Annotated in this window: 11 protein-coding genes and 1 pseudogene; 1 reads left to right on the top strand and 11 read right to left on the bottom strand. The window is 63.9% G+C overall.

The annotated features are described in order from the left end of the window. Positions 1 to 27: 27 nt before the first annotated feature. From coaE to I2C21_RS16155, 10 genes are all read right to left on the bottom strand, one after another. Positions 28 to 651, bottom strand: a complete 624-nt coding sequence (gene coaE, locus I2C21_RS16200; RefSeq protein WP_195279750.1) for a dephospho-CoA kinase — start codon at positions 649 to 651, stop codon at positions 28 to 30. Continuing rightward, the gene (locus I2C21_RS16195) at positions 648 to 1,388 is read right to left on the bottom strand and encodes a hypothetical protein (protein ID WP_195279749.1); all 741 of its coding nucleotides are present in this window, start codon (positions 1,386 to 1,388) and stop codon (positions 648 to 650) included. The genes coaE and I2C21_RS16195 overlap by 4 nt, the downstream gene beginning before the upstream one ends. A gap of 20 nt (positions 1,389 to 1,408) precedes the next feature. Next, a complete protein-coding gene (locus I2C21_RS16190) occupies positions 1,409 to 2,422 on the bottom strand; it encodes an L-threonylcarbamoyladenylate synthase (protein ID WP_186963680.1) in 1,014 nt (337 codons plus the stop codon). 25 nt (positions 2,423 to 2,447) lie between these two features. Further along, complete coding sequence (locus I2C21_RS16185) at positions 2,448 to 2,717, bottom strand: hypothetical protein (RefSeq protein ID WP_186963682.1); 270 nt, start codon at positions 2,715 to 2,717, stop codon at positions 2,448 to 2,450. Positions 2,718 to 2,794: 77 nt separating this feature from the next. Then, the gene (prfA, locus tag I2C21_RS16180; RefSeq protein WP_195279748.1) at positions 2,795 to 3,859 is read right to left on the bottom strand and encodes a peptide chain release factor 1; all 1,065 of its coding nucleotides are present in this window, start codon (positions 3,857 to 3,859) and stop codon (positions 2,795 to 2,797) included. Positions 3,860 to 3,886: 27 nt separating this feature from the next. Continuing rightward, entirely contained in the window at positions 3,887 to 4,663 is a 777-nt protein-coding gene (locus I2C21_RS16175; RefSeq protein ID WP_353654831.1) for a YdcF family protein, read from the bottom strand. Next, a complete protein-coding gene (locus I2C21_RS16170; protein WP_195279747.1) occupies positions 4,660 to 6,573 on the bottom strand; it encodes an ABC-F family ATP-binding cassette domain-containing protein in 1,914 nt (637 codons plus the stop codon). The genes I2C21_RS16175 and I2C21_RS16170 overlap by 4 nt, the downstream gene beginning before the upstream one ends. Positions 6,574 to 6,635: 62 nt before the next feature. Next, positions 6,636 to 8,030, bottom strand: a complete 1,395-nt coding sequence (locus I2C21_RS16165) for a UDP-N-acetylmuramoyl-tripeptide--D-alanyl-D-alanine ligase (protein WP_195279746.1) — start codon at positions 8,028 to 8,030, stop codon at positions 6,636 to 6,638. A 35-nt stretch (positions 8,031 to 8,065) separates the two neighbouring features. Beyond that, the gene (locus I2C21_RS16160; protein WP_101692901.1) at positions 8,066 to 9,121 is read right to left on the bottom strand and encodes a D-alanine--D-alanine ligase family protein; all 1,056 of its coding nucleotides are present in this window, start codon (positions 9,119 to 9,121) and stop codon (positions 8,066 to 8,068) included. A gap of 213 nt (positions 9,122 to 9,334) precedes the next feature. Next, positions 9,335 to 9,625, bottom strand: a complete 291-nt coding sequence (locus I2C21_RS16155) for a hypothetical protein (RefSeq protein WP_145996876.1) — start codon at positions 9,623 to 9,625, stop codon at positions 9,335 to 9,337. Positions 9,626 to 9,791: 166 nt separating this feature from the next. Between I2C21_RS16155 and I2C21_RS16150 the strand changes: the two genes are divergently transcribed. Then, complete coding sequence (locus I2C21_RS16150) at positions 9,792 to 10,556, top strand: efflux RND transporter periplasmic adaptor subunit (RefSeq protein ID WP_195279745.1); 765 nt, start codon at positions 9,792 to 9,794, stop codon at positions 10,554 to 10,556. 77 nt (positions 10,557 to 10,633) lie between these two features. Here the strand turns inward: I2C21_RS16150 and I2C21_RS16145 are convergent. Then, positions 10,634 to 11,950: pseudogene (locus tag I2C21_RS16145) on the bottom strand (recombinase family protein); the annotation flags it as partial. Positions 11,951 to 12,021 lie beyond the last annotated feature (71 nt).

Here is a 12,021-nt window from a genome sequence, read left to right as displayed (position 1 = left end):
CTACCACAAGTGAATCTTTTTTTCCAGTCATGAACTGGGAATTTCTTTTTCCCCTCCCAGCAGGGACTGAAACAGAGTCAAGGCCCGGCGCTGGAAGGTCTCGGGCGTATCCTCCGGGCCGTTTTCCAAGATATGAGAGCAGTGCGCCCGGTAAAAATCGTCGCCGGGCTGGGACTCCACCCGCTTCCGGGCGTACGCCTCGCCGATCCCCTCCCGGGCCATGATACGGCGGATGCGCAGCTCGGACGGGGCCAGAATGCCCACCACCGCGTCGCAGGAGGCGCCGATCCCGCTCTCGATGAGCCGGATGGCGTCCACCGCCACCGCTTCCCGGCCCTCTCGCCGGGCCGCCTCGGTCCGCCGTTCCAGCTCTTCCAGAATGAAGCGGTGGGTGATGGCGTTCAGGTCCTCCAGGGCCTGATGATCGCTAAAGACGATCTCCCCCAGCCGCTTGCGGGCGATCTGTCCCCCCTCGTCCAGGATCCCCGTGCCGAACCGTCCGGTCAGGGCCTCTTTCAATCCCTGGTCGGAGGAGAGCAGATCGTGGTACATGGCGTCCGCGTCGATGACCGCCGCCCCCAGGGCGGTGAGGGCGTGCAGCGCCGTGGTCTTGCCCGCCCCGGTGGGGCCGGTGATGCCGATGCGCTTCATATGGATACCTCCTCCCGCGCCCCCGCCCGCAGCGCAAGGCGCAGGTGGATGGCCAGGATCAGATTGACCGCCGGCACCAGGCCCAGCAGGATATGGAGGGCCAGCGCGCCGGGGCGCTTTTTTTGCAAAACACACCCCCGGACCAGGCCGTGGAGGAGGAAGATCTCCTGCACGGTCCACAGCACGCCGATGAGAAAGGCGGCCAGAAGGATCAGGGGGTCCAGAACGATGGCCACCAGGGCCACGTGAAAGACCAGGTGCAGCATGGGCCAGAGGGCCGCCAGCACCAGAGGGTAAAAGGGCAGCATCCACACCGGCCCCTGAAAGGCCCCGTGGAGGGCGACCGCCGCGTACCCATAGCCGCCGAGGAGCAGCACCTGGAGCGGGATGCCCAGCGCCAGGCCGTCATCCAGAATCCGCGCGGCACGCTGAACCCGCGTGGCCTCCGGGACCCGGGCCAGGGGGAAGAAGTTGGCCTTCCCCACCACGTAGAGCCCCAGAAGGGTCCCCGGCAGGGCGGACAGGGCCGCCTGCCCCCACGCCAGCAGGGACGAAATTCCCGCACCCTCCACCGTCTGCACCAGAGCCAGCAGCGTGAGGGCCGCCGTCCAGAGCGTGGAACAGAAATAGCCTGCCCCGGTGAGGAGCACCCACACCGGATGCCCCAGCTCGATCTTTTTCATCCGGTCCAGCACAAACAGCAGCACCACTGCCGCATAGACCAGCAAAATCGCCATGCCGCTCCCTCCCCGTCTGCTCAGACCTCCACGATGTGGAAGCCGGCCGCCTTGTTCAGCCGGTTGGACACCGCCAGACCGATGCCGGAGGGCTCCGGTCCCTGGGCCCAGATCTGCTCCACCTCCGTGCCGTCAAAGGCCCGCAGAGCGTCGAAGACCCGCCGGGCCTGCTCGGCCTGGTCGGCCTTGGGGCCGATGGACTCCACCGGGTGCCCCTCGAAGAGATGGGTGAACTCCGCAAAGCAGATGACCCCGTCCTGGTCGCCGATGTGGCGGCGGATGTAGCGGGCGCTCTCGGCCGCCTCCCCCTGGACCACGGTCACCGGGGCCTTGGGGGCGTAGTGCCGGTACTTCATGCCGGGGGCCCGGGGCTTCTCCCCCGCGCTCAGGAGCCGGGTGACGGCCTCGTCCACCGCCACCTCGCCCAGCACCTCCCGCAGCTCCTCCAGCGTCACGCCGCCGGGCCGCAGGAGACGGGGGGGCTGTACCGTCAGGTCCACGATGGTGGACTCCACCCCCACGGAGCAGGGGCCCCCGTCCACGATGCCATCGATCTTCCCGTCCATGTCCTCCAGCATGTCCGCCATGTTGGTGGGGCTGGGCCGGCCGGAGGTGTTCCCCGAGGGGGCCGCCACCGGCAGGTCCGCGGCGGTGAGGATGGCCCGGCACACCGGATGGGAGGGACAGCGCATCCCCACCGTGTCCAGTCCCGCCGTCACCACGTCGGGCACCATGGGCTTGCGCCGCAGGATCATGGTCAGCGGGCCCGGCCAGAAGCGCCCGGCCAGCGCATAGGCGGTAGCCGGGATGTCGGTGCAGTACCGCTCCAGCCAGTCCGCCGTGGGGATGTGCAGGATCAAGGGGTTGTCCTGGGGCCGTCCCTTGGCCGCAAAGATGCGGGACACCGCGTCGGCGTCCAGGCCGTTGGCGCCCAGACCGTACACGGTCTCCGTGGGGATGCCCAGAAGCCCGCCCTCGGCCAGAATGCGGGCCGCCTCTTGGGTCTGCTGAGATGTAAAGCGTTTTGTCTTCACAGTTTGTACACCTGATTTCTGCTCGTTACTCGTAGATTCCAACCGGCATGCCGGAGAGCTCAATGGCGGTATCCCGGGCAAAGCCGCTGCGCTGGAGGTAGTGCTTGACGGCCAGGATGCCGTACTTGGGGTTGGCCCGCTCGTCCTCCAGCTCCAGCTCCAGCCAAAACCCGGAATCGCTTGTGCCAGAGCCGGTGAGCCAGCCTTCCTCGTCCAGGACCTGGGCCAGCTCCAGCTTGAGCCGGTCCTCCTCCATGCCCTGGGGGAGGGCGGTATAGTGGATGCGAAGTTCCATACTGTTCCTCTTTTCTGTGCTCGTATGGGGGCGGACGGCCCGCGGCTCCTCCGCCCACACTGTAAATCAATTAAACTTTACGCCTCTTCCCCGCTCTTCAGACGCTCGGCCTGGTCGGCAGTCACCAGCGCGTCGATGAGCTCGTCCAGATCGCCGTCCATCACGGCGTCGATCTTATAGAGGGTCAGGCCGATGCGGTGGTCGGTCACCCGCCCCTGGGGGAAGTTGTAGGTGCGGATGCGCTCGTTGCGCATGCCCGAGCCCACCTGGCTGCGGCGCTGGCTCTCGAACTCGCTGCTCAGGCGCTCCTGCTCGGCCTCGTAGAGCTTGGAGGCCAGAATGCGCATGGCCTTGTCCCGGTTCTGGAACTGGCTGCGCTCCTGCTGGCACTCCACCACCGTGCCGGTGGGCTTGTGGATGAGGCGCACGGCGGAGGAGGTCTTGTTCACGTGCTGGCCGCCCGCGCCCGAGGAGCGGAAGACCTGCATCTCGATGTCGGCGGGATTGATCTGCACGTCCACCTCCTCCATCTCAGGGAGGACGGCCACGGTGGCGGTGGAGGTGTGGATGCGTCCGCCGCTCTCGGTCTCGGGGACCCGCTGCACCCGGTGGACGCCGCTCTCAAACTTCAGCCGGGAGTAGACCCCCTCCCCCTCGATGACCATGGAGAGCTCCTTGACGCCCCCCAGCTCGGTCTCGCTCAGGTTCACCAGGTCCACCTTCCAGCCCCGGGCCTCGGCGTACATGGAGTACATCCGGTGGAGGGAGTGGGCAAAGAGGGCCGCCTCCTCCCCGCCCACGCCGGCCCGGATCTCCACGATGACGTTCTTGCCGTCGTTGGGGTCCTTGGGGAGCAGGAGGATCTTGAGCTCCTGCTCCAGGGTCTCGATGTCCTTCTTGGCCTGGGCAAATTCCTCTTTGGCCATCTCGGCCATCTCCGGGTCGCCCATCAGCTCCTCGGCGTCGGCCAGGTCGCTCTTGCGGCGGTTCAGGTTCCGGTAGGCCGTGACCACCGGCTCCAGCTCCCGCTGTTCCCGGTTGAGCTTGGTCACCAGCGCGGGGTCGTTGTAGGTCTCCGGGGCGTTGAGCTGGGCCTCCAGCACCTGATAGCGCAGGTCCAGCGCCTCCAATTTATCGTTCATAGGCACTCCTTTTTCGTTGGTTTCCGGTCAGCGGTCCAGCAGCCAGGATTTGAGCAGGGCGGGGGCCTCCCGCACGTAGCTGTTCACCCGGGCGGGCAGATCGCTGCTGGGGGCCGCCAGGGTGGAGACATGGGTAAACCCGTTCCGGTCGGCCAGCATCCTGGCCCGGGTCAGATGAAAGCCGTTGGACACCACCAGGATGTGGGTCTCCTCCGGCTCCATGCCCCGCTCCTCCAGGAGCCGGGCGGTCTCCCGGAAGTTCTGGACGGTATTGCGGGAGTTCTCCTCCATCCAGATCTGCTCCCCCGGGACCCCCTGTTCGGTGAGATAGTCATACATGCACTGGGCCTCGGACATGGGCTCGTCGCTCCCCTGTCCGCCCGAGACCACCAGGGGTAGCTCCGGGTGCTCCCGCCAGTAGTCCAGGGCCGTATCCAGCCGGTCCTTCAGGAGGACGGAGGGCCCCCAGGGCTTTACCTGGGCGCCCAGAATCACCATCACCTGGGGCTCCTCTTTTATCTCGGTCCGGTCCCCGGCCAGCACCAGGCCCTCCAGCACCGCAAAGCACATGGCCCCCGCGATGGCCAGCACAATGGCGCTCCCCCGCAGGGCCCGCCGTAAGGCCGGGGAGCCATAGGACCCCAGCCCCCACAGGAGCGCCAGGACCGCGAAGGCCAGAAGGACCAGTCCCACAAACCGATAGGCCCCCGAGGCGAAGTGGTGCGTGAGGCCCGCCGCCAGGAAGAGGCAGAGCGCCGGGACCACGGGGCCGATCCCCCGGCGGGGGAACCGCTCCCGGCTCACCCCTGAGCCTCCTCCAGGGCGGCTGAGAGCTCTTCCCACTGCTCATAAAGGGCGGCAAGCTCCCCCTCCATGCGCTCCTTCTCCGCGCACAGCTCCTGCAGGCGCACATAGTCGGTGGCGGCCTCCTCCATCTGGCCGTTGAGGGCCTCCAGGGCCTCCTCGGCCTTGGCCACCGCCCGCTCGGCGGCGCTCACCTGCTTCTCCAGCATCTTGGTGCCGCCGCTGCGCTTGGGGGGCTTGGGCTTGCTCTCCTCCTTGGGCCCCTTGGCCGGGGCGGCCTTGGCGGCCAGCTCCAGCTGCTTGCGCCGCTCCTGAAAGGCCCGGAACTCCTCAAAGGTCCCCCGGAAATCGATGACCTGTCCGTCCTCGATCATCCAGATGCGGCTTGCAAACTGGTTGATGAAATAGCGGTCGTGGGAGACAAAGAGCAGCGTCCCCTCGTAGTCGGTGACCGCCTCCTCGATCCACTCCCGGGAGGCGATGTCCAGATGGTTGGTGGGCTCGTCCAGGATGAGCAGGTTGATGTTCTCGTCCATGAGCATGCACAGCCGCAGCCGGCTCTGCTCCCCGCCCGAGAGGGCGGAGACCGGCTTGAACACGTCCTCCCCCCGGAAGTTGAAGGAGGCCAGCCGGTTGCGGGCGGTCTGGGTGGTGCAGTTCTGGGCGTAGAGCATGGTGTCCACCAGGTTGCGCTCGGGGTGGTCGAAGTGGATGATCTGGGGGAGATACCCGATCTTCACCGTGGGGCCCCGGCGGATCTTGCCCCCGTCGGGGAGCTCCTCCCCCATGATGAGCTTGAGGAAGGTGGACTTGCCGGTGCCGTTGTCCCCCAGCAGGGCGATGCGCTCCCCACCCTCGATGAGGAGGTCCACGTCGTGGAAGAGGGTGCGCCCCTCAAAGCCCTTCTCCAGGCCCTTGATGAGGAGCACCTCGTCCCCCTGAAAGTCCCGCTCGCCGAAGCGCATGTCCAGCTTGCGCTCTTTCTTGGGCTTGTCGGTCTTGCGCAGGCGCTCGATCCGCTTTTCCATGGAGAAGGCCCGCTTGTGCAGCTTATCGTTGCCCATGAAGGCCCACAGGTGGAGCTTATCCGCCGCGGTCTGGAGCTGCTCGATCTTGGCCTGCTCCTTCTCGTACTGCTTGAGCTTCTCCTCGTAGCGGCGCTCCTTCTCCTCGGCATAAAAGCTGTAATTGCCCGCGTAGAATTCGGCCTTGCCCTCCTGGATCTCGATGACCCGCTTGACCACCCGGTCCAGGAACCAGCGGTCATGGGAGATGGCCAGCACGGTCCCCTTGAAGCGGTCCAGATATTCCTCCAGCCACTCGGTGGCCCGCAGGTCCAGGTGGTTGGTGGGCTCGTCCAGCAGGAGGATGTCGGTATCCTCCAGAATGAGCCGGCCCAGGTTCACCCGGGTCTTTTCCCCGCCGGAGAGGGAGGAGAAGAGCTGCCGGCGCATCTCCTGGGAGATGAGCAGGCCGTTGCAGACCTTGCCCAGCTCAGTCTCGGTGTCGTAGCCGCCCCCCGCCTCAAAGGCGGCGGTCAGCTTGTCATAGCGGCTCAGGATGGCGGGGTCGGAGTCGTGGGCCATGCGCTCGGTGAGCTCGGCCATCTCCCGCTCCATGCGGTGGAGCCGCTCAAAGGCGGTGCGCAGCACGTCGTCCACCGTATACTCCGCCGGATAGACGGGGATCTGGGAGATGAGGCCCATGGTCTTGCCCGGGGCCACCACCACTTCTCCCTCGTCATAGTCCAGCTCCCCGGTGAGGATCTTCAGAAAGGTGGTCTTGCCCGCGCCGTTTTTGCCCAGCAGGCCCACCCGTTCTCCCTGGTCGATCTGGAAGGTCAGGCCGTCCAGAATGCGTGTGCCGACCTCGAACTCCTTGACGAGGCCGGATACGGATATATCGATCATTGTTGTACTCCTATGTTGCGGAAAAGGCCGCGGGCCCCCTTGGGGAGTCCGCGGCTCCGAATTTACTCAGCCTCTTTTGTCTTGCTCTTGAGGTACTCCACCAGGTCCTCGAAGGCCATACCGCGGGAGGCCTTGACCAGGACGGTGGTATGGGGCCGGAGCACCTGGTCCAGCACGCTGTGGGCGCTCTCCTTATCGGGGCAGTAGTAGACCTCCTCCAGGGGGCTCAGCTTGGCCGCGTCGTAGATGTGCTTGGCCAGCTCACCCACCGCCACCAGGCAGTCGATCCCCACCTTGCCCAGGTACTCGCCCACGCCGGCGTGGAGCACCGGGGCCAGGGGGCCCAGCTCGAACATGTCGCCCAGCACGGCCACCTTGTGCTCGGCCTTGGTGTTGGAGAGGACCTCCACCGCCGCGCGCATGGACTGGGGATTGGCATTGTAGGTGTCGTTGAGGATGGTGATGTCGTCGGCCCGGTGGATGATGTTCATGCGCATCTTGGTGGGCGCGAAGTGGAGCACGCCGTCCACGATCTCCTTCTCGGTGAGGCCGAAGTGCTCGCCCACCGCCATGGCCATCAGGGTGGGATAGATCATGTGCTCGCCCAGGGCGGGGATCTCCACCGTTCCCTCCATCCGGGGGGTCTTGACCCGGCAGGTCATGTGGCTCTTGCCGTCGCTGACGATGTCGCTGGCCCGGTAGTCCAGGCCCTCGCCCCCGCCGCACCAGACCGTCTCAAAGGGCAGCTTGGGCTCCAGGGAGCGCAGGAGGGGATCGTCGCCGTTGAGGACCACAAAGCAGTCCTTCTTGGCGTGGTGGAAGATCTCGCTCTTGGCCTCCAGGATCTTCTCCCGGGTGCCGAAGAACTCGATGTGGGAGTCGCCCACGTTGGTGATGAGGGCCACGTCGGGCTCCACGATGTCGGAGAGATAGTCGATCTCCCCGGCGTGGTTCATGCCCAGCTCCAGCACGGCGATCTCATGCTCCCGGTTCAGGCGCAGCAGGGTCATGGGCACGCCGATGTCGTTGTTCAGGTTGCCCTCGGTCTTGAGGACCTTGAACTTCTCCCCCAGCACGGCGGCCACCATGTCCTTGGTGGTGGTCTTGCCCACCGAGCCGGTCAGGGCCACAAAGGGGATGTGGAACTTGCTCTTATAGTGCTTGGCAAGATCCCGCAGGGCCCGGCCGGTGTTGGCCACCTTGATATAGAACTTTCCGGGCAGATAGCTCTCCCGCTCCCGCTGGGTGAAGCAGCCTGCGGCTCCCCCCTCCAGCGCGGCGTTGATGTAGGCGTGACCGTCAAAGCGCTCGCCGGACAGGGGCACGAAGAGGGACCCCTCATGGATGGTCCGGCTGTCGGTCTCGACCCGGGTGATCTCCCGGTCCAGGTCGTGAAACTCGCCCAGCATGTGCCCGCCCACGACCTCCATGATCTCGCGTATGGTGATGGCTTCCATCGAATCTCCTCCTGGGGACCTTGGGTCCCGCGTTTTTATTTCTGTTCTTTCCGGGCCTCCAGCGAGGCGTCCACGATCTTCTGGCACAGGGTGTCGTAGTCCACACCCACCGCCGCGGCCTCCTGGGGCAGGAGGCTGGTGTCCGTCATACCGGGCAGGGTGTTGACCTCCAGGAACCAGGGCCGGTTGTCCTTGTCCAGCACAAAGTCGCTGCGGGAATAGGCCGTGAGACCCAGCAGCTCATGGATCCGCCGGGCGGCCGAGCGCATCTGGGCCTCCGCCTTCCCGTCCACCTGGGCGGGACAGACCTCCAGAGAGGCCCCGGCCACATACTTGTTCTTATAGTCGTAAAAGCCCGTCTTGGGGATGACCTCGATGGGGGGCAGGCTCTCGCCGTCCAGCACGCCGCAGAAGAAATCCCGGCCCTCCACGAACTGCTCCACCAGCACCTGGCGGCCCAGGCGGCGGCACTCCCGCAGGGCCTTGTGGAGCTCCTCCCCGGTGCGGCAGATGAACACGCCCACCGACGAGCCTCCGTTGTGGATCTTCACCACGCAGGGCAGGGGCTCGCTGCGCTCCACCTCTTCGATCTCCCGGTCGGTGAGCTTGACGGTGCGCCACTGGGGGGTGAGGATGCCCTCGGCCGCCGCCAGCTGCTTGGTGTAGTTCTTATCCATGGCGATGGCGCTGCCCAGATAGCCCGAGCCGGTATAGGCGATGCCCAGCATATCGAACGCAGCCTGGATGCGCCCGTCCTCGCCGCTCTCGCCGTGGAGGGCATTGAACACCACGTCGGCCATCTGGCAGGCCGCCAGCACGCCCTGGCCGAAAATGCTCCCGCTCTGGAGCTTGCGCGCGGCCTTCACCGCCTCCAGATCGGGCTCCTCCTCCTTGATGCTCAGATCGGGCAGCGGGGGCGGAAGCCGGAACAGATCCGCGAGCGGATGCCCATAGTCCTCCAGTCCCAGATACAGGTCCACCATGGCTACCTGGTGCCCTTTCCGCTGCAGAGCCTGCGCCACCATGGCGCCCGACGCGAAGGACACGTTGCGTTCCGGACTCAGTCCGCCCGCCAACACTACTATATTCATAGATACACCTCTAGACATTGTTCCAGACTTACGCGTTTGTTTCAGTATATGCATACATGGGATATTATAACATACCCGTACCGGATACTCAATGCAAAATCGCGCCTCTCTCCCGGTTGTTCGGGCGATTTCCCCCGGTTTCCCCGGCTCCGGGCAGAAAAAAAGACCCTGTCCGGTGGAGCCATGCCCTTCAGGGTCCCTCTTCTCTTGGCGTCAGCGCCCCTCCAGGGCGGCGGTCAGACGAGCGGCGATGGCGCCGCACTTGTCCAGAAAGGCCTTGCGGTCCGGGTCCTCCGGATCGCCCATGCCCGCCACGGTCTCCATCTGGTTGCGCACCCGGGCCAGGAGCCAGGCGTAGTCCTCTTCTCCCAGCGCATTGCCCCGCAACCGCTCCAGCATGCCGCCCGCGATACGCTGCATCTCGGCGGAGCCCACGTCCTCGCCATAGTTGTAATACAGTCCCACCAGCCGCTCCAGATAGCGCTGGTCTTCCTCTAATAACACCGAAATCCCCCATTTCTCCCCGTTCTGGTACGCATCATCATAGCAGATTTTACCGGCACTGACAAGGAAATTTACACGCCGTTCACACTCGGCCCCCTCTTCTTCAGAGTAATTTCAGTTTCCCACTTTATACTAGGAAAGAATTAAAGAACAGGAGGCTGAATGTATGCAGCTCACAACCCTCCCTGCGGACGCCCCGTCCGCTTATGAAACCCCCAGGAAGCGCCGAACGCTCCCAAAGCGCCTGCTCCTTCTGCCGGCGCTGGCGGTGCTGGCCGCCGGGGGATTCGCCCTCTACCAGCTCTTCTCCCCCTCGGAGTCCTCCACGCCGCTCACCGAGACCCTCACCACCGGGAGCCTTGCCACCACCATCACGGGCACCGGTGTGACCCTCCCGGCCGACAGCCAGACCGCCACCGTGGCCTCCACCGCGGAGATCACCAAGGTCTATGTGGCCGCGGGCGACATCGTCCAGGCGGGCGATCTCCTCTACGAACAGGACGACTCGGAGCTGGATGAGCAGATCGGCACCTACCAGGATCAGATCGCCGATCTCCAGGATGAGCTCACCACGGCCCAGACCCAGCTCTCCGACCTCCAGGAGACCCTCTCCCATCTGACCGTCACCGCCCCCTTCTCCGGCACCGTCACCGAGGTGGAGGTGGAGGCCGGCGACTCCGTGCAGGCCGGTACCAAGCTGGCCCAGCTGGTGGACGACAGCCAGATGACCCTCACCGAGTATTACAGCTACGCCTATGAGTCCGAGATCCGGGTGGGCTCCAAGGCCCAGGTCTCCATCGCCAGCCTCATGCTCAACCTGGACGGCACCGTCACCGACGTGCAGAAGGTCTCCCGCTACACCACCGAGGGCACCAAGTGCTTTGCCGTCACCATCACCGTGGATAACCCCGGCGCCCTTGCTTATGTGTGATAAAGAAGCAATAGAAGTGCAAAAAATTTTGCCGTTCCTATCCGACACTTGGCCATTGTGTCGGATAGGTCGGGCGGTTATTCGGGCAAGTCAATCTTGCCGACAAAGCTGTAATAAATCTCAATGTCCTGCCTGCGGGTGCCGTTCTCATCATAGCTGCACTCATGCACCACAATTTTCTCGATCATTTCCCGCAAGAGAGTGGGGGTCAGTTCTTCAAAGGCAAGGTGCTTGCGGACAATGCCCATAAATTTCTCGGCGTTGACGGTAGCTGCCTGTGACTTGTCCAGTTCGGCTTGCAGGGCGGCGGCTCTCTTTTTCAGCTCCGCTTGCTCGGCTTCGTAGTCAGCCGACAGTTCCATGAAACGCTCATCGCTGATTTTGCCGTTTACATTGTCCTCATACAGCCGCTTGATAATGCGGCTGATTTCAGAAATGCGTTCCTGCGCCTGTTCAAGCTGCTTGATGGCTGCGGCGGTCTTTCGCTTGCCGCCGATCTCGTTCTGCTGGACAAGTAGTTTCACAAACCGGCTCTCATGCTTGGCTGCGTATTCGGTCACTTGCCGGAGATTTGCCAGGACACCAGCGGTCAACAGATCGGTGCGGATAAAGTGCGCCGTACAGTTGCGGGTGCGCTTCTTGTAGCTGCCGCAGATGTAGCAGTCCTGTTTGCGGTCTTTGTTCTGATACCGCTGCTGATACAGCACATGGCCGCAGTCGGCGCAGAACAAAATCCCGGAGAACAGCCCCACTTCATCGTAGCGGTTCGGGCGTTTGCGCTGTTTGCGTAACTCCTGCACCCGTTCCCATGTTTCCTTGTCGATGATCGGCTCATGGTGGTTCTCGAAAATGGCCTGCTTCTCGACGGGGTTCTCTATGCTGTGCTTGACCTTATAAGAAGGCTTTTCCGTTTTGAAGTTCACCAGACATCCGGTGTACTCTCGGTTTTCGAGGATATGAACGACGGTGTTGGTCGCCCATTTGCACTCATAGCCTGGGTGATAACGGCGGGTGCTGCCTGTCCGCTGATATTCCAGCGTCCCCGGCGTGGGGATTTGCTGCTCCGTCAGCATACGGGCAATCTTGGTCGGGCCGTTCCCGGCAAGGCAAAGCTGGTAAATCTGCTGCACCACCGGGGCGGCTTCCTCGTCTATAATAAAATTCTCGTCCTCGTCCATCACATAGCCGTAAACCGGCTTGCTGGTAACAGGCTTGCCGCTCATGCCTTTTGACTTTTTCACTGCCTTGATTTTCTTGCTCGTATCTCTCACCAGCCATTCATTGAACAGATTTCGCAGCGGGGTAAAATCGTTGTCCATGCCCTCGCTGGCACTGTCCACATTATCGTTGACAGCGATAAAACGCACACCCTTTTGAGGGAACAGCATTTCACTAATATAGACAAGGGCACAAAAGGGATAGCGTATGACGGGGGCAGCCCGTCAGATTTTCCATTCGATTTCTA

Source organism: Clostridium sp. J1101437_171009_A5 (genome assembly GCF_015547905.1).
Lineage (GTDB): Bacteria > Bacillota > Clostridia > Oscillospirales > Oscillospiraceae > Pseudoflavonifractor_A > Pseudoflavonifractor_A gallinarum.
The sequence above is the reverse complement of the archived record's forward strand: the minus strand, read 5'-3'. Positions and strand labels throughout refer to the sequence as shown.

Bases quoted from the DNA above. Each gene is read 5' to 3' on its own strand.
- coaE (WP_195279750.1), bottom strand. From the start codon at position 651: ATGAAGCGCATCGGCATCACCGGCCCCACCGGGGCGGGCAAGACCACG.
- I2C21_RS16195 (WP_195279749.1), bottom strand. From the start codon at position 1,388: ATGGCGATTTTGCTGGTCTATGCGGCAGTGGTGCTGCTGTTTGTGCTG.
- I2C21_RS16185 (WP_186963682.1), bottom strand. From the start codon at position 2,717: ATGGAACTTCGCATCCACTATACCGCCCTCCCCCAGGGCATGGAGGAG.
- prfA (WP_195279748.1), bottom strand. From the start codon at position 3,859: ATGAACGATAAATTGGAGGCGCTGGACCTGCGCTATCAGGTGCTGGAG.
- I2C21_RS16170 (WP_195279747.1), bottom strand. From the start codon at position 6,573: ATGATCGATATATCCGTATCCGGCCTCGTCAAGGAGTTCGAGGTCGGC.
- I2C21_RS16165 (WP_195279746.1), bottom strand. From the start codon at position 8,030: ATGGAAGCCATCACCATACGCGAGATCATGGAGGTCGTGGGCGGGCAC.
- I2C21_RS16160 (WP_101692901.1), bottom strand. From the start codon at position 9,121: ATGAATATAGTAGTGTTGGCGGGCGGACTGAGTCCGGAACGCAACGTG.
- I2C21_RS16150 (WP_195279745.1), top strand. From the start codon at position 9,792: ATGCAGCTCACAACCCTCCCTGCGGACGCCCCGTCCGCTTATGAAACC.